The organism is Bradyrhizobium sp. LVM 105, from assembly GCF_003957705.1.
Taxonomy (GTDB): Bacteria; Pseudomonadota; Alphaproteobacteria; order Rhizobiales; family Xanthobacteraceae; genus Bradyrhizobium; species Bradyrhizobium frederickii.
The window spans coordinates 151,783-172,244 of record NZ_QZMV01000011.1 but is presented as its reverse complement, the minus strand read 5'-3'; the positions used below and the strand labels follow the sequence as shown (position 1 = coordinate 172,244).

Sequence of the window (20,462 nt, the reverse complement as noted above, 5' to 3'; positions counted from 1 at the left end):
CGCTGAAGAACAAGGGAGACCGTCATGGTTTCAGGAGCGTGGCGAATTCTGATGCTTCTCGCATTTGTTCTGCTGCCGTCTAGGTTGGCGGCTGCGGCGGAGGCGCATTGGCCCCAGGTGCTCAGTCTCGGCACCGCGTCGGAAGGCGGCACTTACTACGTCTATGGCGAAGGGCTGGCTCGCCTGCTTACGCGAGAACTCGGCATTCCGGTGGTGGCGCGGCCGACTGGCGGCCCGATGGACAATATCAAGCTGCTCGAGAGCGGTGAAATTCAGCTGGCCTTCGTCACACAAGGCGTGGCGTTGCAAGCGTGGAACGCCAGCGCTGCCTGGACGGGCGGGCGGCCACACCGGAACATGCGCGTCATGTTTGCGATGTATGATACCCCGTTTCAGTTTCAGGTGCTCGGTGACTCGCCAGTTCAATCTCTTGCCGATTTCGCCGGCAAACGTATCGGCGTCGGGCCCGAGGGCGGTACCACCGCCGCCTACTTTCCCGAATTCCTCAAGGCGCTGAAGATCGAGGCGACCCTGGTTTCCGGCGATTGGACGGTGCTGGCGGAGAAGTCGGTAGCGCGAAGCATCGATGCTCTCGCCGTCGGCGCCGGCGTACCGGCTCCATTCCTCATCGATATCGAGCGAAAGGCGAAGGTGCGTTACATCCCGCTCACGCGGCAGGAGATCGCAACACTGCGCCTCGCCATGCCGGAACTCTCCGCATCCGTCGTCGCCGCTGGTACGTATCCCACCCTGCGGCGCCGCTACGACACCGTCGGCCTGTTCAATTTTGCCGTTGCGCGCAAGGATCTGCCGGACGATCTGGTCACAGCAATCGTCGACACGGTGTTCGCCAACAACGAGCGTCTGATCGAATTTCACCCGGCGGCGGCGGAAACAATCCCCTCGAACATCACGCGCAACAACTTCATTCCCTTACATGGCGGCGCCGTCAGTTGGTATCGCAGCAGGGTTACGCCCGGTGTTGCGCATTCGGACTGAGAAACAGCTTCTAGAAGGAACACAAGACATGGCAACAGTAACGGCAACGACAGACGGTCACCGATCCGTAAAGTGGTATCAGCACCTCTATGTGCAGGTCTTGGCTGCAATCACAGCCGGCATACTGCTGGGCCATTTTCATCCTCAGCTCGGCGAGCAGATGAAGCCGCTCGGCGACGCGTTCATCAAGTGCATCAAGATGATCATTGCCCCGATCATCTTCTTCACGGTTGTGCACGGCATTGCCAGCATGCGCGACATGAAGAAGGTCGGACGCGTTGGTTTGAAGGCATTGATCTATTTCGAAGTACTAACGACGGCTGCCCTGATCATCGGACTCTTAGTAATCAATTTGTGGAAGCCTGGCGTCGGCATGAACGTCGATCCGTCGACCGTTGACACGAAATCCATCGCGGCCTTTACCGCAAAGGCGAAGGAGCAGGGCACGGTCCAGTTTCTGATGGACATCATCCCGTCGACGGTCGTCGGCGCTTTTGCCAACGGCGAAATCTTGCAGGTGTTGTTCTTCGCGATCCTGTTTGCATTCGGGTTGCAGGCTCTCGGTCAGCACGGAGAGGGCGTGCTGCGGCTGATTGATGTCGTGAGCCACGTGTACTTCAAGATCGTCGGCTACATCATGAAAGTTGCCCCGATCGGAGCGTTCGGTGCAATGGCTTTCACGATCGGCAAGTATGGCGTGGCGACCCTGGTCTCGCTGGCAAACTTCATGTTGGCGTTCTACGTAACATGCTTGTTGTTCGTCTTCGTCGTGCTCGGATCCGTTGCTGCCCTTAGCGGATTCTCGATCTTCAAGTTCATCCGTTACATCAAGGAAGAACTTCTGATCGTGCTTGGCACTTCATCGTCCGAATCGGTGTTGCCGCGCATGATCGCCAAGACTGAGAATCTTGGCTGCGAAAAGTCGGTCGTCGGTTTGGTCATTCCGACCGGCTATTCGTTCAATCTCGACGGCACCTGTATTTACCTGACAATGGCCGCGATCTTCCTGGCGCAGGCGACCAATACCCCCCTGTCGATCTGGCAAGAGCTCGGCATCATTGGCGTCCTGCTCCTCACATCCAAGGGCGCAGCCGGTGTGACGGGGTCCGGCTTCATCGTTCTGGCCGCAACTCTTGCATCCGTCGGAACGATTCCGGTCGCGAGCATCGCCTTGATCCTTGGCATCGACCGCTTCATGTCGGAGGCGCGCGCGCTCACCAACCTCATAGGAAACGGCGTTGCCACAGTCGTTGTCGCCAAATGGGAGGGAGCGCTCGATGAGAGAATGCTCCATCGGCGTTTGAACCAGGAGAGCGACGTCGAAGCCGACGATCCGGAGTCCGTGAAGATTGCAGATGACGAGATCGAGGCAGGTGCGCCTCGGCCAGTCGTCGCTTGATGATGAGAACGGTAGAGGTTGAGGCGGAACGTTAAACAGGAGTTGATCATGACTGAAGTGGTAATCGTGTCTGCCGCGCGAACGCCGGTTGGCTCTTTCAACGGGGCATTCGGATCGCTGACCGCCCACGAGCTTGGCGCGGTGGCGATCAAGGGGGCGCTCGAGCGCGCCAAGGTCCCGCCCGGTGACGTCGACGAGGTCATCCTGGGCCAGGTGCTCTCCGGCGGAGAGGGGCAGAATCCGGCGCGGCAGGCCGCCATGGCGGCGGGCATTCCGCAGGAGAAGACGGCGTGGGGCATGAACCAGCTTTGCGGTTCGGGCCTGCGATCGGTTGCACTCGGACTGCAGCAGATTGCCAACGGTGACGCGAAGGTCATCGTCGCCGGAGGCATGGAGTCGATGTCGATGGCGCCGCATTTGTCGCACATGCGGGGTGGCACCAAGATGGGCGACGTCAAGTTCGTCGATTCCATGCTGAAAGACGGTTTGCTGGATGCGTTCCACGGCTACCACATGGGAGTGACGGCGGAGAACATCGCCACCAAGTGGCAGATCACCCGGCAAGAGCAGGACGCTTTCGCCACCAGTTCGCAGAACAAGGCCGAGGACGCGCAGAAGGGCGGCAGGTTCAAGGACGAGATCGTTCCCGTCACCGTCAAGACCCGAAAAGGCGACGTCGTGGTCGATCAGGACGAGTACATCCGCGCCGGCACGACGCTGGACGCGCTTGCCAAGTTGAAGCCCGCCTTCAACAAGGAAGGCTCGGTGACCGCCGGCAACGCTTCCGGCCTGAACGATGGTGCGGCTGCGCTGGTGCTGATGAGCGCGGACGAAGCCAAGAAGCGCGGGCTCACGCCGCTTGCGAGAATCGTCTCCTGGGCGACCGCGGGCGTCGATCCGGCGGTGATGGGGTCGGGGCCGATCCCGGCTTCGCGCAAGGCGCTCGAGAAAGCCGGCTGGAAGGTTGAGGATCTCGATCTCGTCGAGGCCAATGAAGCCTTCGCGGCGCAGGCGATAGCCGTCAACAAGGACATGGGTTGGGATCCGTCGATCGTCAACGTGAACGGCGGCGCTATCGCCATCGGTCATCCCATCGGGGCATCCGGTGCGCGGGTTCTGACGACGCTGCTGTTCGAGATGCAGAAGCGGCACGCCAGGAGGGGCCTTGCGACGCTGTGCATTGGCGGCGGCATGGGGGTCGCCCTGACGGTCGAGCGCTAGACAAGCAGCCGGCTTTATCGGCTCCGAAAAATGCGAACGCGGACGGCATCAGTCGTCCGCGAAGGATCGAGGCTCGCAAGGGCCGGCGAATACAACATGAACCGATCAGGATCAGGAGGGGAATCATGTCCAGGGTTGCAGTGGTTACCGGCGGAACGCGCGGCATAGGTGAGGCGATTTCGATTGGGCTCAAGGCGGCGGGCTACAAGGTAGCGGCAGGTTACGCCGGCAATGACGAGGCGGCGGCGAGGTTCAAGAGGGAAACGGGCATCAACGTCTACAAATGGGACGTGTCGAATTACGACGCCTGCGTCGCGGGCCTGAAGCAGGTCGAGGCCGAACTGGGGCCGGTGGAGGTGCTGGTCAACAACGCCGGGATCACCAAGGACGGAATGTTCCACAAGATGACGCCGGAGCAATGGTACGGCGTCATCAACACCAACCTGAATTCGCTGTTCAACATGACGCGGCCGGTGTGGGAAGGCATGCGCGAGCGCAAGTTCGGTCGCGTGATCTGCATCTCCTCGATCAACGGCCAGAAAGGCCAGATGGGCCAGGTCAATTATTCGGCGGCCAAGGCGGGAGACATCGGCTTCGTGAAGGCGCTGGCCCAGGAGGGCGCCCGCTCTGGCATCACCGTCAATGCGATCTGCCCGGGCTATATCGCCACCGAGATGGTCAAGGCGATCAACCCGGAGGTCGTAGCCAAGAACATTCTGCCTCAGATCCCGGTCGGCCGCCTGGGCGAACCGCACGAGATCGCGCGAGCCGTCGTGTTCCTGGCATCGGACGATGCCGGCTTCATAACGGGATCGACGATATCGGCCAATGGCGGCCAGCATATGGACTGATCGACAGTGATTACTATCCAGCCACGAGGGGACCTCACGACACGGACGCTCGCCATGCCCGCGGATGCGAATCCGAGCGGCGATATCTTCGGCGGCTGGGTGTTGTCACAGATGGACATCGCCGGCGGCATTCATGCCGGGCAGCGTGCGCAAAGCCGCGTCGCAACGGTTGCGATCGAGGCGATGCATTTCATCAAGCCGGTTCATGTCGGTGACGTCCTGTGTGTCTACGCGGCGCCCGAGCGTGTTGGGCGGACCTCGGTCGCAATCCGCCTGGAAGCCTGGGCATTGCGCAAGCGGCTGGGCGAACGCGTCAAAGTGACGGAAGGAATCTTTACGTTCGTTGCACTGGATGCCGACGGCCGACCCGCGCCAATCGTGGCCGCGGAGGGCAGGCAATAGTCACCAATTGAAGGAAACGAAATGTCCGACAGCAAGACAATAAACGAGGCCGACAGGGGCTCAGGAATGGCGGCGCTGCGCGGCCGCGGCGGAAGCGCCTGAAGTTGTCGAGCACAAGAAGCAAATGAGGGGCGCATTGTCCCTCGAGCCGAAGCGTCAAATCGGGGAATACGATGGATCAGGATCTCAGGGAAGCCGCACTCGAATATCATCGCCTGCCGAGGCCGGGAAAGATTTCCGTGGTGCCGACCACCGCGATGGCGACGCAACGTGATCTGTCGCTGGCGTACTCACCCGGCGTGGCGGAGCCTTGCCTGGTTATCGCCAAGGACCCGTTGCAGGCCGATGAACTGACCGCGCGCAGCAATCTCGTGGCTGTCGTCACCAACGGCACGGCCGTGCTCGGCCTTGGCAATATCGGCGCGCTCGCGGGCAAGCCGGTCATGGAAGGCAAGGCCTGCTTGTTCAAGAAGTTCGCTGGCATTGACGTGTTCGACATCGAGCTTGCCGAGGAAGACCCCGATGCGCTGATCGAAACCATTGCCAGGATGGAGCCGACCTTCGGCGGCATCAATCTGGAAGACATCAAGGCGCCGGAATGCTTCTACATCGAACGGAAGCTCCGCGAGCGAATGAAGATTCCGGTCTTTCACGATGACCAGCACGGGACCGCGATCATCGCCGCGGCTGCAATCCTCAACGGCCTGAAGCTCGTCAAGAAGGACATTGCGGAGGTGAAGCTCGTCTGCTCCGGCGCCGGCGCGGCGGCGCTGGCATGTCTTGATCTCATCGTCAGCCTCGGCCTGCGGCATGACCGCATTATCGTGACCGACGCAAAAGGCGTCGTCTATGCGGGCCGCACCGAGGGCATGGATGACAACAAGGCGCGCTATGCGGTGAGAACCGACGCGCGAAAGCTGGACGACATCATTCGGGACGCAGATATCTTTCTTGGCCTGTCGGCCGGCAATGTGCTGACGACCGACATGGTCAAGAAGATGGCGCGGGATCCCCTGATCTTCGCCATGGCCAACCCGATCCCGGAAATCATGCCGGAAGACGCGCTGGCGGCCCGTCCCGATGCGATCATCGGGACCGGACGCTCGGACTATCCGAACCAGATCAACAATGTGCTGTGCTTTCCGTTCATCTTCAGGGGCGCTCTCGATTGCGGAGCGACCACGATCAACGAAGAAATGAAGCGGGCAACCGTCCGGGCCCTGGCTGATCTGGCGATGTCGGAAGTGCCCGAGGTGGTGGCTGCCGCGTACAAGGGGGAAAAGCTCCGCTTCGGGCGGGATTATCTCATTCCCAAACCGCTCGATCCGCGCCTCATCGAGGTCGTCGCGCCGGCCGTAGCCAGGGCTGCGGCCGACAGCGGCGTCGCGAGGCGTCCGATCGCGAACATGGAAGCCTATCGCCAACAGCTCAGCCGGTTCGTCTATCAATCCGGCAACGCGATGCAGCCTGTCTTCTCGGTGGCGAAGGGAAGCGGAAAATCCCTGCTTCTGGCGGAAGGCGAGGATGAGCGCGTGCTGCGCGCTGCGCAGGTGGTCGTTGACGAGAGGATTGCAAGGCCCTTGCTGATCGGCCGGCCGTCGACGATCGAACAGCGGATCGAGGCGTTTGGCCTCCGGCTGCGGCCGGGCACGGACTGCGACATCATCGATCCCCATGACGCGGAGATCTATTCCAAATGCGCTGAAGTGTACCATTCGCGCAGAAAGCGCGACGGCGTATCGGCGGGCCTGGCGCTCTCGGAGACCCGAAGCAATGCGTCCGTACTGGCTTCGCTGCTGCTCGCAAGAGGCGTCGGCGACGCGATGCTGTGCGGCGTCATCGGCAGGACATCGGACCATCTGGCCGCCATTCGCAACGTGATCGGCACCCGCGACGATGCGCGGACGCTCGCGGTGATGCAGATGTTGATTCTGCCGCAGCATCAGCTGTTCATTTGCGACACTCATTGCCACCTCAATCCGACCGCCGAACAGGTCGCCGACATCGCCTTGCTGGCGGCGGCGGAGGTGAGGCGGTTCGGCATCACGCCCCGGGTGGCGTTGTTGTCGCACTCGAGCTTCGGTAGCTCCGCTGATGCGGAAGCCGGCAAGATGCGGGAGGCACGGGCGATCATTCGCGGGCGGGCTCCCGATCTGGCGGTCGAGGGCGAGATGCGTGGGGACGCCGCGCTGTCGCCATCCGTGCTCCACCACGAGTTTCCCGATTCCGGATTCGAGGGACCGGCGAACGTCCTGGTGATGCCGAATCTCGACGCCGCCAACATCTCCTACAATCTGCTCAGAATGGCGGCGGGCCAGGGACTGACGGTGGGCGGTATCCTGCTCGGAGCGGCCAAGCCTGCCCACATTCTCACGCCGTCCTCCACGGTGCGGCGTATCGTGAACATGGCGGCGGTCGCGGTCGCAGACGCGGTCTCCGATAGAGCCTGACCCAGAGGACGAACCCGATCGATCGAGGCCAGCATGGGTAAGCCGCAATCGGGAAAATCCCGGATCGTGATCGTCGGAGGCGGAGCCGGCGGACTGGAGCTTGCGACGCGCCTTGGTGACAAGTATGGGCGCAAGGGCAAGCTCGATATCACGCTGATCGAGCGCAACCGCACGCATGTGTGGAAGCCGAAGCTGCATGAAATCGCCGCCGGCAGCATGGATATCTCGGCTCACGAGGTCGACTACCTCGCGCAGTCCTATTGGCACGGCTTTCGCTACCGCATCGGCGACATGATCGGGATCGATCGGGACCGCCGACAGGTGCAGGTGGCGGCGTATTTCGACGCCGAAGGCCGCGAAGTCACGCCGAAGCGGACCTTTGACTATGACGTCCTTGTCATCGCCATCGGAAGCCAGAACAACGACTTTGGCACTCCGGGCGTCGTCAGCCACGCGATCAAGCTTGAATCGCAGGCGGACGCGCGGCGGTTCCACGAACGCATGGTCAATGCCTGCATTCGCGCCCATGCCCAGTCGGCGCCGCTCGGTGCGCACCAGTTGAAAGTCGCGATCATCGGCGCGGGCGCGACCGGCGTCGAACTCGCGGCCGAACTGCACCGGACGACGCGTGAGGTGGTGGCGTACGGCCTCGACCAGGTCGATCCCCAGAAGGACATCAGGATCACGCTGATCGAAGCCGCCGATCGCGTGCTTCCCGCACTGCCCGAACGGGTGTCGAAGGAGACGGAGAAGCTGCTCGGCAGGCTGGGCGTCGATGTGCTTGTTGGCGCCAAGGTCTCGGAAGTTGGCTGCGACTATGTGAGCCTGACCGACGGGCGTACCATTCCCGCCGAACTGATCGTCTGGGCGGCGGGCGTCAAGGCGCCTGATGTCTTGAAGGACATCGCCGGCCTCGAGACCAACCGCATCAATCAGCTCGCGGTCCGGCCGACGCTGCAGACAACGCACGACGACGCCATCTTTGCCATTGGCGACTGCTCCGCCTGTTCATGGGGCGAGCGCGGAACGGTGCCGCCCCGCGCGCAGGCGGCTCACCAGCAGGCCTCGCATCTTTATTCCCAGATTCCGCGCTATCTGCGCGGCGAGCCGATCAAGGATTACAAATACAGGGACTTCGGCTCCCTGGTGTCGCTCGGCGAGTTCAGCACGGTCGGTTCGATGATGGGCGCGCTGGTGGGCGGCAATCTCGTTTTCGCGGGCATCTTCGCAAGGATGATGTACCTATCGCTCTACAAGATGCACGAACACGCGCTGCATGGCTCGGTGAAGGTTGCGCTCGACACGCTGGCGCGGCTGATCACGCGGCGCACCGAGCCGCATGTGAAGCTTCATTGATGCGCAATTGATTCGGGCGCGGGGGTCCGCGTGAAGCGGGAGGAATGTTCATGGATGCCGTATTCCTTGCGCGCATACAGTTCGCCGCCAACATCACGTTCCATATCCTGTTTCCGTCGATCTCGATTGCGCTCGGCTGGGTGCTGCTGTTCTTCAGGATGAAGCATCTGCGGGCGAAGGATGCGCAGCAGAAGCTCGACTGGCTTCGCGCCTACCGCCTGTGGACCAAGGTGTTTGCCCTGACATTTGCGCTCGGGGTGGTGAGCGGCGTCACCATGAGTTTCCAGTTTGGCACGAATTGGCCGGGTTACATGGAGCGCGTCGGCAATATCGCCGGTCCGCTGCTCAGTTATGAAGTGCTGACGGCGTTCTTTCTGGAAGCGGGATTTCTTGGCGTCATGCTGTTCGGCCATCGCAGGGTCGGCGAGATGGTTCACCTGGGCGCGACCTTCCTCGTCGCGTTCGGCACGCTGATGAGCGCATTCTGGATCCTTGCGCTCAATTCGTGGATGCAGACGCCGGCGGGATACGGAATCGTCGATGGCCAGTTTCATGCGCGGAGCTGGCTGGAGATCATCTTCAATCCATCCTTTCCGTATCGTCTGGTTCATATGGTGCTGGCATCTGCGCTGACCTGCGCGTTCCTGCTGATCGGGATCAGTGCCTGGCAGCTCCTGAAGGGAGTCGCGACAACCAGCGCATCACGCGTGCTGCGCACCGGGCTTGTTTTCGCCGCGCTGGTGGCGCCGGCACAGATGGTGGCGGGTGACTTTCACGGGCTCAATACGCTCAAGCATCAGCCGCAGAAGATCGCGGCGATGGAAGGCATCTGGGAAACGACGCGCGGCGCGCCGCTGCTGCTGTTCGCGATCCCGGACGATGCGGCCAGAACCAACCGTTTCGAGCTGGCGGTGCCGAAGCTCGCCAGCCTGATCCTGCCACCGAGATCGGACGCCAGCCCTTTATCGTTGCCGGCCTGATTCGGACCAGCGACGTCGCCTCGCGTGTCCCGTCATCGAGCATCGCCCTGACGCTCGCGATCTATGTTGTGGTCTATCTGGCACTGCTCTTGGCCTATGTCGGGGTGCTCAAATACATGTCGGAGACCGCCGACAAGAAACTGAACGCAATCACAACGGTGAGTCCTTCAGCGGGCCAGCAATATCAGGGCCGGGGAGAATTCGCATGACTTCGATGTCGTTCGACGAACTGCTTCCGCTGATCTTCATTGGCTTGATGGGCGTCTCGCTGCTCGTTTACGTCGTCAGCGATGGATACGATCTCGGGGTCGGGATGCTGATGCATCGGGCGACGCCTGAGGAGCGCGATACCATGGTCGCGTCCATCGGCCCGTTCTGGGACGCCAACGAGACCTGGCTGGTGTTGGGTGTCGGTCTTCTCCTGGTTGCCTTCCCCAAGGCGCACGGGCTGGTGCTCTCGGAACTTTACTTGCCGACGACGCTCATGCTGGTCGGTCTGATCCTGCGCGGTGCAGCCTTCGACTTCCGGGTCAAGGCCAAGGCCAGCCGGAAGGCGATGTGGGACCGCCTGTTCATCGCAGGCTCAATGCTCGCGTCCGTGTGTCAGGGCTGGATGCTCGGTCGCTATATCAGCGGTTTCGGCGAGGGCTGGAATTTTCCGATCTTTGCCGGCGCCATTGCGCTGGCGCTGCCAATGGCCTACGCGCTGCTCGGCGCCACATGGCTCGTGATGAAGACGGGCGGCCCGCTTCAGGACAAGGCGATCGAGTGGAGCAAGATCGCCTGGCCGCCGATGGTCCTGGGTCTCATCCTGATTTCGACGGCGACACCGTGGATCAGCGAGTCCGTTCGCGAGCGATGGTTCACCCTGCCGGCGATCATTGCGGTGGCGTCGATCCCGATCACGTCGGGCATCGCGCTGCTGACAGTGCGCCTCCTGCTCAACTCGCCGGCCGTGCGCGGCGCGCTGTGCTGGTTGCCGTTTGCCTTGCTTGTCCTCGTCTTCCTGCTGAGCTTCCTCGGCCTCAGCTACAGCATCTATCCCTTCGTGGTGATCGACAGGCTCACGGTCTGGGAGGCCGCCAGCAGCCCGGATTCGCTCAAAGTCATCCTGATCGGGGTTTGCGTCACGCTGCCGGTCATCGTCGCCTATACCGGCTTTTCCTATCGCGTATTCCGGAGCAAGACCATAGAGTTGGATTATGCGTGAGTGGTCGTCTGCGGTGGTCGGCGCTCCCCGGTTTGTCTTGGTTCTCACGATGACGGAGCTTCTATCCCTGGTGAACACGAAGCGGAGGCCCGAAGCTCCTTTGGTGGTATCGGGAACCCTGCGTTGGCTTGTTCGTGGAACGGCTGCCCTTGCCCTGATCGCTGCCGCTTCATGGCTAGGTTATGCTGTGGCGTTCCAGCGCGGACTGGATCATTTGCACGGTGCTGCCCAGCAGCGGCTTGCTGTTGAAGCGGCAAGGCTCGACGGTCATCTCTCCAGGTTCGAATATCTGCCGTCGTTGCTCGTGACGTCTCCGAGCGTGTTCAGGTTATTCGACGATCCCGCCGATGCCGCGCTGCAGCAATCGGTCAGTCTGTATCTGAAGTCGATCAATCTGCTCGCCGGGGCCGACAACCTCTACGTCCTCAGCGTCTCCGGCGAAGCGTTGGCCGCGGCCGATTTCGAGGACCCGGGCACACCGGTCGGCCGAAATCTGTCTTATCGACCCTATGTGAGCGAGGCTCTCGCCAGCGGCCGGGGGGCGTTCTTCGGTGTTGGTATCACCAGTGCGCGTGCCGGGTACTATCTCTCCTATGCCCTTAAGGACGGCGGCGTGACGAAGGGCATTGCGGCGGTCAAGGTCAATCTTGATCCGTTCGAGCGCGGGTGGCGCGATGTTGCGGGCGACATCCTGCTCGTCGACGAGCGCCGCGTCACGATACTCGCCTCCCGCGACGAGTGGCGCTATCGCGCGATGGCGCCGCTGTCGCGTGAAATGCGCGAAGACATTGCCCGGTCCAAACCTTACGCAGACCACCCTCTGACACCGCTCGGATGGAAGGTCGTCACTCAGTCCGCAGGCGGCGCTGCACGCATCACCACCGAAAGCGGCACTGCTTATACTGTCAGCGAGCTTCCAATCAATCGCGGTGCCTGGAAGCTTGTCTTGCTCGACGACGAGGCGCCGACACGGGAAACCGCGCTCATCATCGGTGCACTGTCGGGTCTTGCCTCCATCGTTGCCTTGCTGGCGCTCGGTCTGGTGATGCAGCGTCGCAGAGAGATCAAGCAGCGCCTGGCCAACCAGGCGGCGTTGCAGGCGGCGAACGACATGCTCGAGACCCGCGTGCAGGAACGCACCGCCGAACTACGGGCCGCGCAGGATGAACTGGTTCACTCCGGCAAGCTGGCGGCTCTCGGCCAGATGTCAGCCGGCTTGGTGCATGAGCTGAACCAGCCTTTGGCTGCGCTGCAGACCGCGGCCGACAACGCAATATTGCTCGTCGATCGCGGGTCTGTCGGCGACGCTCGCGGAAACCTCATCCGAATCGGCGAGCTGGTGCGCCGGCTCGGGCGCCTGACCGGCCAGCTCAGGGTTTTCGCCTACAAGTCGAGCAGCCCGCTTGACGCGGTCTGCGTCGAACATGCTGTCTCTGAATCGCTCAAGATCCTCGCGGGGCGTGTCAAGGAGGGCGAGGTTGCCGTTGTGACGGACATTGACGCAAATCTCAAGGTCGTTGCCGATCAGACGCGGCTTGAGCAGCTGCTGGGCAACATCGTGGGGAACGCGCTGGACGCCGTGGAGAGCGTCGAGCGCAAATCGATCCTAATCCGGGCGTCGAGGGAAGAGGGGCAGGCCGACCGCTGCCGGATCACGATCAGCAACAGCGGTCCCGCGATCGCCTCCGATGTTCTGCAGCGCATGTTCGAGCCGTTCGTGACGACCAAGCCCGCGGGCAAGGGGCTCGGTCTCGGCCTGATGCTGTCGAACCACATTGCGCGCTCCTTTGGCGGCGAACTGCGTGCTCGAAATCTCGTGCCTGACGGTGCCGAGTTTGTCGTGATCCTCCCACTGGCTGACGTAAAAGAGGCGGCTTCGCATGTGCGATGACCAATCAATCGGCGTGATCTATGTCGAAGACGACGAGGATGTCCGCATAGGCGGCGTTCAGGCGCTCGAACTTGCCGGGTTATCGGTCTCGGGATTTGCTTCGGTTGAGACCGCCAGCGCATCCATACGCTCCGACATGCCATTTGTCGTTGTCTGCGACGTGCGTCTGCGTGGCAAGAGCGGCCTTGAATGGCAATCCGATCTGCGCAGGCTGGATCAGGATCTGCCAGTGATCCTCATCACCGGGCACGGCGATATTTCCATGGCCGTGCAGGCGATGCGCAACGGCGCCTACGATTTCATCGAGAAACCGTGTTCCTCGGAGCAGCTGGTCTCGGTGGTGCGCAGGGCGGTGGAAAAGCGGCGCCTGACCCTCGAAGTGCGTTTGTTAAGATCTGCGTTGTCGGACCGCCACGGGATCGAAGCGAGCCTGCTCGGCCGGTCGCCGCAGATCCAGGAAGTGCGCCGGCTCGTGTCTACGCTCGCCGCAACCAATGTCGACGTCACGATCTATGGCGAAACCGGAACCGGCAAGGATGTCGTCGCGCGCTGTCTGCACAATCACAGCGGCCGCCGCGCCGGCAACTATGTCGCGGTGAACTGCGGTGGCCTGCCTGAATCGCTCGTCGAGAGCGAGCTGTTCGGTCACGAGGTGGGGGCGTTCACCGGCGCCACCCGTCAGCGTATCGGCAAGATCGAATATGCGAATGGCGGAACGCTGTTCCTCGACGAAATCGAAAGTATGCCGCTGAGCGTGCAGGTGAAACTGCTGCGGGCGCTGCAGGATCGGTCGATCGAGCGTGTCGGAACCAACAAGCCGATCTCCGTGGATTGCCGGGTCGTGGCGGCGAGCAAGACGAACTTGTTGGATCTGAGCGAAAAGAAGCAGTTTCGCGCCGATCTCTATTACCGCCTCGGTGTCGCCTTCATCGAGCTGCCGCCGCTTCGCGAGCGACGCGAGGACATTCCTCTGCTGTTCGAGCACTTCACGCTGGATGCCGCGAGGCGCTTCGAGCGCGACGCGCCGATATTGGACGAGCAGACGTTGTCGCACCTGCTGGCCTATCCGTGGCCGGGGAACGTACGCGAGCTTCGCAATGTTGCCGACCGCTTTGTGCTCGGCGTTCTCGACGGCAAGGCGATCGGAAAGTCCGGGCTTGGCTCCTCGGATCCGTCGCTGCCTCGCCAACTCGAGAACATCGAGCGGTCGATCATCGAGGATGGGCTGCGGCGCAAGCAGGGTGATGTCCAGGCAACCGCTGCGCTGTTGGGTATCCCGAAGCAGACGCTATACGACAAGATCAAGCGCCTTGCCGTGAACGTTGACGGAATTCGCGAAGGCGCGACCGTCCGCTCCGGAACCTGACGAAGGCAATGACATCCGACTGACGGATGCAAGAGCCAAGGGCGCCAGATAGAAGCTGCCCGGAATCGGAAACGCAACACGTCATCCCGTTTTGCTGAGTGAGGAGCATCTGATGAATCGGCCATTCAATATGCCGGACGAATTTGTCGATGGATTCATGAAGGCGGGCGCGAGCTTTTGGCGATCGCTGGGCGGGGCAGCGGATGGCGAGCGCGAGGGCACGGCGGTCAATTCACCTCTGGGTTCGTCGGAACGCATTGCCGAACTGCAGGCCGACTATCTTAAGGGTTTGTATCAGCTTTCGGAGCACATCATCAAATCGGCAGGCGCAGAGCAGGGTGAAGAGAGTGTCGAAACCCCGCGCGGCGATCGTCGGTTCCATGGCACTGAATGGCGGGAGAGTGCGCTCTATCGCATACTGAAGCAATGCTACCTGCTGAACTCGCGCTACTGCACTGACTTCGTCGAAGCGCTGGACATGGACGAGAAGGAAAAGCACCGCCTGCGCTTTTTCACGCGTCAGTTCGTCGAGGCGATGAGCCCGACCAATTTTGTTGCAACCAATCCCGACGTGATCAAGCTTGCCACCGAGACCGAAGGCCAGAGCCTCAAGGCGGGCCTCGACAATCTGATGGCTGATCTGGGCAAGGGCAACCTGACGATCACGGACGAGAGCGCGTTCGAGGTCGGCAAGGACGTCGCAACGTCCAAGGGCGCGGTCGTGTTCGAGAATGATCTGTTTCAGCTCATTCAATATGAACCGGCGACCGAACGGGTCGCCGCTCGGCCGCTGCTGATCGTGCCACCCTGCATCAACAAGTTCTACATTCTTGACCTGCAGCCAACCAATTCCTTCGTGCGCTTTGCGGTCGACAACGGCTTGACGGTGTTCATGGTGTCCTGGCGCAATCCTGATCATTCGTGCGGTCACTTCAGCTGGGATGATTACGTCGAGGATGGCGCGATGCGCGCCATCGATGTCTCCCGTTCGATATCCGGCGCCGACAAGGTCCATGCCGTCGGCTGGTGCGTCGGAGGAACCATTCTATCGTCTGCACTCGCAATCTTGCGGACACGCGGCGATGAATCGGTCGCCAGCGCGACGCTGTTGACGACCATGCTCGATTTCCGCGAACCCGGTGATCTCGGCGTGTTCGTGGACGAGGAGACCGTGCGCCAGCGCGAGCAGACGATCGGCAAAGGTGGCATCTATCGCGGCGCGGAGCTCGGATTCGTCTTTCAGACCCTGCGCTCGAAAGAGCTGATATGGCCGAACGTGATCAACAATTATCTGAAGGGACGGCCGCCCGAGCGGTTCGATCTTCTGGCCTGGAACGCCGACGTCACCAATCTACCGGGACCGATGTACTGCTGGTACATCAGGAACATGTATCTGGAGAACAATCTGCGGGTGCCGAACAGGTTGACGATGTGCGGCACACCGGTCGATTTGGGACGGGTCGATCTCCCGGCCTATGTCCTGGCGACCGTTGAAGACCACATCGTGCCGTGGCGGTCCGCCTATCGCACGACAGGCCTGTTCGGCGGTGACATCCGCTTCGTTCTCGGTGCGAGCGGGCATATTGCTGGTGTGATCAATCCGGCTGCGAAGAACAAGAGAAGCTATTGGATATCGTCCGATCGATGTGACGACCCGGCAGCCTGGCTGGCGAGTGCGGACGAGAAGCCGGGCAGTTGGTGGAACGATTGGATCGCGTGGCTAAAGCCATGGGCGGAAGTGCAGCATCCGGCGCGCGCGCAGCTCGGCAGCAATCGTTATCCGCCGGGCGAATCCGCACCCGGTCGATATGTGAAGGCCAAGGCGGACTGACGCGTCTGTGGCGCATGGATCTACCGGAGGCCGGAGTTCGTTCCGAAGCAGTCGAAGCGGCGAGGTTGGTTTGGCGGTATTGGCATTCTCCCACCCAACCGCCGTCGACAATGTAGTGCTGGGCGGTGCAGGCGGAGGCCTCTTCGGAAGCGAGCAAGATCGTGAATTTCGCGACCTCATCGACGCAAAAGCGGATCACATCATCAAGTCCGGTAGACCGCACTTAATCTTTGAGACTGCGGGTGCAGTCGAGATATCGAGTGCACTGGACTGCACCCCAGCAATGAGACACGATAATTTACAGTGGCAATGTGGGACGCCGAAACGCCGTGAGGCGGCACGCGTCAGCCCCGTGGGCAATGTTCGAAGTGGGTATGAAAATCTCGTCTGGAAACAAGCGCGGGGAGAAGCGTTTGGTAGGATAGGGAGCTCAGCGGCTGCGCCGCCTGGCACACCCCGCGTATAAGGAAGCATTCGATGAAGATGATCAAGGGACCGGCGATATTCCTCGCCCAGTTCGCGGCCGACGCGGCGCCGTTCAACTCCTTCGACAAGATCTGCGAATGGGCGGCTTCGCTCGGCTACGCGGGGGTCCAGATTCCGAGCTGGGATGGGCGGTTCTTCGACCTGAAGATGGCCTCGGAATCGCAGGACTATGCCGACGAGGTGAAGGGGATCGCGGCCCAACACGGGCTTGCGATCACCGAGCTCTCGACGCATTTGCAGGGTCAGCTCGTCGCCGTTCACCCGGCCTATGACGCGGCATTCGACGGCTTCGCCGTGCCGGAGGTGCGCGGCAACGCCAAGGCCCGCACGGAGTGGGCCGTCGACCAGGTCAAGCGCGCGATCCTGGCGTCCAGGCGGCTTGGAATCACGGCGCAAGCGACCTTCTCCGGTGCACTTGCATGGCCCTATGTCTATCCCTGGCCGCAGCGTCCGGCCGGTCTCGTCGAGACCGCTTTCGACGAGCTCGCCAGGCGCTGGCGGCCCATCCTCGATTTTGCTGATGAGCACGGCGTTGACCTCGCCTATGAGATCCACCCGGGCGAGGACCTTCACGACGGCATCTCCTATGAGATGTTTCTCGAGCGGGTGAACGGTCACAAGCGCGCGAACCTGCTCTACGACCCCTCGCACTTCGTGCTGCAGCAGCTCGACTATCTCGACTACATCGACATCTACCACCAGCGCATCAAGGCATTCCATGTCAAGGATGCCGAGTTCAATCCGACCGGCCGCCAGGGCGTCTATGGCGGGTTCCAGAGTTGGGTCGACCGTGCCGGTCGCTTTCGATCGCTCGGCGACGGTCAGGTCGATTTCGGCGCCATCTTCTCCAAGCTCACGCAATACGATTACGACAGCTGGGCGGTGCTGGAATGGGAATGTGCGCTGAAGCATCCCGAGCAAGGCGCGCGCGAAGGTGCCGAGTTCATCAAGAGCCACATCATCCGCGTCACGGAGAAGGCCTTCGACGATTTCGCAGGCGCCGGCACCGACGATGCCGCGAACCGCAAGATGCTCGGCATCTCCTGAGGGAGGAGACGAAATGACGATCGAAGCAAGCAACGAAGCCGGCCATCGCGGTCGCATCCGGCTCGGCATGGTTGGCGGAGGCCAGGGAGCCTTCATCGGCGCAGTCCATCGCATCGCCGCTCGCATCGACGACCAGTTCGAGCTCGTGGCCGGTGCGCTCGCCTCGGATCCGATCCGGGCCAAAGCCTCCGCGAAGGAGCTCGGCATCGCCGACGACCGCGCCTACGGCTCCTTCGAGGAGATGGCCAAGGCGGAAGCTGCCCGAGCGGACGGCATCGAGGCGGTCTCGATCGTGACGCCCAACCACGTGCACAGTCCGGTCGCGAAGGTGTTCCTGGAAGCCGGAATTCACGTCATTTGCGACAAGCCACTGACGACGACCGTTGCAGAGGCCGAGGAGCTCGTGGCCTTGGTCAGGAAGACGGGCAGGGTGTTCGTGGTGACGCACAACTACACGGGCTATCCCATGGTCCGGCAGGCCCGGGCCATGATCCTGAACGGGGAGCTCGGCAAGATCCGGCTGGTCCAGGCCGAATATCTCCAGGACTGGCTGACGGAGCGATTGGAGGCAAGCAGCCACAAACAGGCGGCATGGCGCACGGACCCGGCCCGGTCCGGCGCCGGCGGATGCATCGGCGACATCGGCACCCACGCCTATAATCTTGCCTGCTTCGTCACCGGCCTCGAGCTCGACGAACTGCTCGCCCAGCTGTCGACCTTCGTCGAGGGCCGGCGCCTCGATGATGATGTCCAGATACTCCTGAAGTGGAAAGGCGGCGCCAAGGGCATGTTGTGGGCGAGCCAGGTCGCCGTTGGCAACGAGAATGGCCTTACGCTGCGCGTCTACGGCAGCAAGGGCGGCCTCGAATGGGCACAGGAGAATCCGAACCAGCTCTGGTTCACGGCTTACGGCCGGCCTAGGCAGCTGCTGACCCGCGGCGGCGCTGGTGCCTTGGGCGAAGCGGCCCGCGTCACCCGCATCCCCGCCGGTCACCCCGAGGGCTACCTTGAAGGTTTCGCAACCATTTATGCCGAGGCAGCGCGCGCCATTCGCGGCGCAAGAACCGATGAGAAGCCCGATCCCGAAGTTATCTTCCCGACCGTTGAGGATGGCCTGGCGGGCGTGAAGTTCATCGATGCTGCTGTAAAGTCCTCGGCATGCAAAGGCACCTGGGTTCGGATCACGTAACGGCTCGCGTCTGTCATGAGGCGCTCGGTCAGGCCATCGACGTACCGTTCCACGGGATCGCTTCGCCGCTTCGAACCTGATCAGATCAATGCGCCCTTCGGTGGTCGGGTGGCCGGCTAGCTTCGATCGCTTGCGAGTCCCGCGCGCCATGGCTCGACGGGGGACAGCTCAAAAGCAAAAGGCGATCAGCATGTGTGCCGATGATCGGAGAAGGCTACGGAGCGCCAGCTGGCGTGGAGACCGCCACCCGAGTCACATCTGCGCTGGCTTGCCGGCGCCGCAGTCTCCCGGCCCCGTTCGACCGGATGCTCGTCGCGCACCCAACTCTCGTCGCGTTCGAATTGCCAAAAGCCGGCGGTGTGCTCAACTCTCCAGTTGTTTGCCGATCGCGTCGCAGGAACGAATCGCGTTCTGGGGGATCGAGCGCGAGCATGCTCACGCTGCATCGAGTGTCCCGGAAGGTCATGCCGGTTTTCCAGGGGGCCGGAGGGCGTTCTGCTGAATGAGTGTGGATTGCGATACTTTCTGCCGGATGCCTACGGCTATGCTCGGTTAACAAGCCAGACGGATAGGAGCCAACGACAGGGCCGCTTCCGGCGGAAATGCGTGACTTCTAATTGCCATGGCACGCCGACGAACGGCTTGGGATTATTTCAAAATGGCTGATCGTGGCGGTGAATGATGCAGAAGTAGGGCAATGCAATGGCTCGGCTGTCGCGAGGCGCGACCATCTTTCTTGTGCATCCCACTCAACGGAAGCCTACTTTCGCGCGGCTGCCGCAGCCCTAACCATGCGGTCGGACACCTCCGAACCGGATATGTCGGAGACATTGCTGAAGCGCCACTACGGATTGACGGCTTCGATCGCGAACCTGTGCTCCGAGGTCGAGCGCACCGTTGAAGTCAACCTACCAGACGGTCGACGGCTAATCCTGAAGACGTCGACAAGACCGGCGGCGCTTGACAGTTTTCGTTTCCAAACTGGAGCCATAGCAGGCTTACAAGGGGCGGCTGGCTTTGTTGCACCCACAGTGCTCCGTACGAGCACCGGCGCATTGATGTTTGAGCAGGAGGGAGTCTGCGGGTACCTGCAGACCCGGATCGAGGGCATTCCGCTGCACCAGGCGACGCACAGTCCAGACCTGCTTTTTCGGACTGGTCGCGCCCTCGCTCGGCTTGATTTAGCCCTAGCGCAAGTCAACGTGCTCGCAGCCCATCGGCCCGTTCTTTGGCATGTCGGATGCTGGTCGCGGTTGCTGGAGCTAGAGCAGTACCTGCCACGCGGGGGCATTGCGGACAGCGTTCGCGCCGCCATGGTGGAGTATGTGGAGTTTGTTGAACCACAGATCTCGAGCCTCGTCTGGCAGGTTACTCATAACGATCCCAGCCCGTTCAACATGATTGTGACTGGCCAGGCAGTAGGTTTCATCGATTTTGGGGACGGCTGCTGGAGCCCAAGGATCCAGGATCTGGCGATCGCAGCAAGTCACGTCGTAACGGATCCCAAGCTTGCATTGGGCGGGGCCGAACATCTTATTGCCGGCTATGCTTCTGTCATTCCGCTTTCGAGGCTGGAAGCAAGACTCCTGGTCGGACTGATGCGAGCGCGACAAAGCGCATTGATCTTGGTCAACTGTTGGCGCTCTCACCTTTTTCCGGCCGAGGCCCAGTACATCAAGAAGAACGTCGCGCGTGCCGAGCGCGGCCTTTCTATCCTAACGCCTCTCGATGTGACCTCGGGCGAGGCGGCAGTCGTGGCAGCTGCATCGTCGGCCTTGCCGTAG

At 61.8% G+C, this 20,462-nt stretch carries 16 protein-coding genes; all 16 read left to right on the top strand.

The genetic code is table 11. The features are described from left to right. The first annotated feature begins 24 nt into the window (after positions 1-24). A complete protein-coding gene (locus D6B98_RS27060; RefSeq protein WP_126260045.1) occupies positions 25-999 on the top strand; it encodes a TAXI family TRAP transporter solute-binding subunit in 975 nt (324 codons plus the stop codon). Between the two features lie 28 nt (positions 1,000-1,027). Continuing rightward, on the top strand, positions 1,028-2,398 hold the full coding sequence (locus tag D6B98_RS27055; protein ID WP_126260043.1) for a dicarboxylate/amino acid:cation symporter: 1,371 nt from the start codon (positions 1,028-1,030) through the stop codon (positions 2,396-2,398). Positions 2,399-2,446: 48 nt separating this feature from the next. Continuing rightward, the gene (locus D6B98_RS27050) at positions 2,447-3,619 is read left to right on the top strand and encodes an acetyl-CoA C-acetyltransferase (protein ID WP_126260041.1); all 1,173 of its coding nucleotides are present in this window, start codon (positions 2,447-2,449) and stop codon (positions 3,617-3,619) included. A 125-nt stretch (positions 3,620-3,744) separates the two neighbouring features. Next, on the top strand, positions 3,745-4,470 hold the full coding sequence (gene phbB, locus D6B98_RS27045) for an acetoacetyl-CoA reductase (protein ID WP_126260039.1): 726 nt from the start codon (positions 3,745-3,747) through the stop codon (positions 4,468-4,470). A 54-nt stretch (positions 4,471-4,524) separates the two neighbouring features. After that, positions 4,525-4,872 carry an acyl-CoA thioesterase gene (locus D6B98_RS27040; RefSeq protein ID WP_126260037.1) on the top strand — a complete coding sequence of 116 codons (348 nt, stop codon included), beginning with the start codon at positions 4,525-4,527 and terminating at the stop codon, positions 4,870-4,872. A 173-nt stretch (positions 4,873-5,045) separates the two neighbouring features. Then, on the top strand, positions 5,046-7,322 hold the full coding sequence (locus D6B98_RS27035; protein ID WP_126260035.1) for an NADP-dependent malic enzyme: 2,277 nt from the start codon (positions 5,046-5,048) through the stop codon (positions 7,320-7,322). Between the two features lie 33 nt (positions 7,323-7,355). After that, positions 7,356-8,678: an NAD(P)/FAD-dependent oxidoreductase gene (locus D6B98_RS27030; RefSeq protein WP_126260033.1), complete on the top strand. Its 1,323-nt coding sequence runs from the start codon at positions 7,356-7,358 to the stop codon at positions 8,676-8,678. Positions 8,679-8,728: 50 nt separating this feature from the next. Continuing rightward, a complete protein-coding gene (locus D6B98_RS27025; protein WP_502699933.1) occupies positions 8,729-9,658 on the top strand; it encodes a cytochrome ubiquinol oxidase subunit I in 930 nt (309 codons plus the stop codon). Then, a complete protein-coding gene (locus D6B98_RS42010; protein WP_502699938.1) occupies positions 9,625-9,867 on the top strand; it encodes a cytochrome ubiquinol oxidase subunit I in 243 nt (80 codons plus the stop codon). Before D6B98_RS27025 ends, D6B98_RS42010 begins: the two co-directional genes overlap by 34 nt. Then, positions 9,864-10,868 carry a cytochrome d ubiquinol oxidase subunit II gene (locus tag D6B98_RS27020; RefSeq protein ID WP_126260031.1) on the top strand — a complete coding sequence of 335 codons (1,005 nt, stop codon included), beginning with the start codon at positions 9,864-9,866 and terminating at the stop codon, positions 10,866-10,868. Before D6B98_RS42010 ends, D6B98_RS27020 begins: the two co-directional genes overlap by 4 nt. Before the next feature lie 49 nt (positions 10,869-10,917). Further along, a complete protein-coding gene (locus D6B98_RS27015; RefSeq protein ID WP_164718882.1) occupies positions 10,918-12,759 on the top strand; it encodes a sensor histidine kinase in 1,842 nt (613 codons plus the stop codon). Continuing rightward, positions 12,749-14,125 (top strand): sigma-54-dependent transcriptional regulator, encoded by a 1,377-nt coding sequence (locus tag D6B98_RS27010; RefSeq protein ID WP_126260026.1) that lies wholly within the window; start codon positions 12,749-12,751, stop codon positions 14,123-14,125. The genes D6B98_RS27015 and D6B98_RS27010 overlap by 11 nt, the downstream gene beginning before the upstream one ends. A 112-nt stretch (positions 14,126-14,237) precedes the next feature. Next, complete coding sequence (phaC, locus tag D6B98_RS27005; RefSeq protein WP_126260024.1) at positions 14,238-15,956, top strand: class I poly(R)-hydroxyalkanoic acid synthase; 1,719 nt, start codon at positions 14,238-14,240, stop codon at positions 15,954-15,956. Positions 15,957-16,433: 477 nt separating this feature from the next. Further along, complete coding sequence (locus D6B98_RS26995; protein ID WP_126260022.1) at positions 16,434-17,489, top strand: sugar phosphate isomerase/epimerase family protein; 1,056 nt, start codon at positions 16,434-16,436, stop codon at positions 17,487-17,489. Positions 17,490-17,502: 13 nt separating this feature from the next. Continuing rightward, a complete protein-coding gene (locus D6B98_RS26990; protein ID WP_126260020.1) occupies positions 17,503-18,678 on the top strand; it encodes a Gfo/Idh/MocA family protein in 1,176 nt (391 codons plus the stop codon). A 617-nt stretch (positions 18,679-19,295) separates the two neighbouring features. Next, positions 19,296-20,462, top strand: coding sequence for a phosphotransferase enzyme family protein (locus D6B98_RS26985; RefSeq protein ID WP_245481473.1), 1,167 nt, complete (start codon positions 19,296-19,298; stop codon positions 20,460-20,462).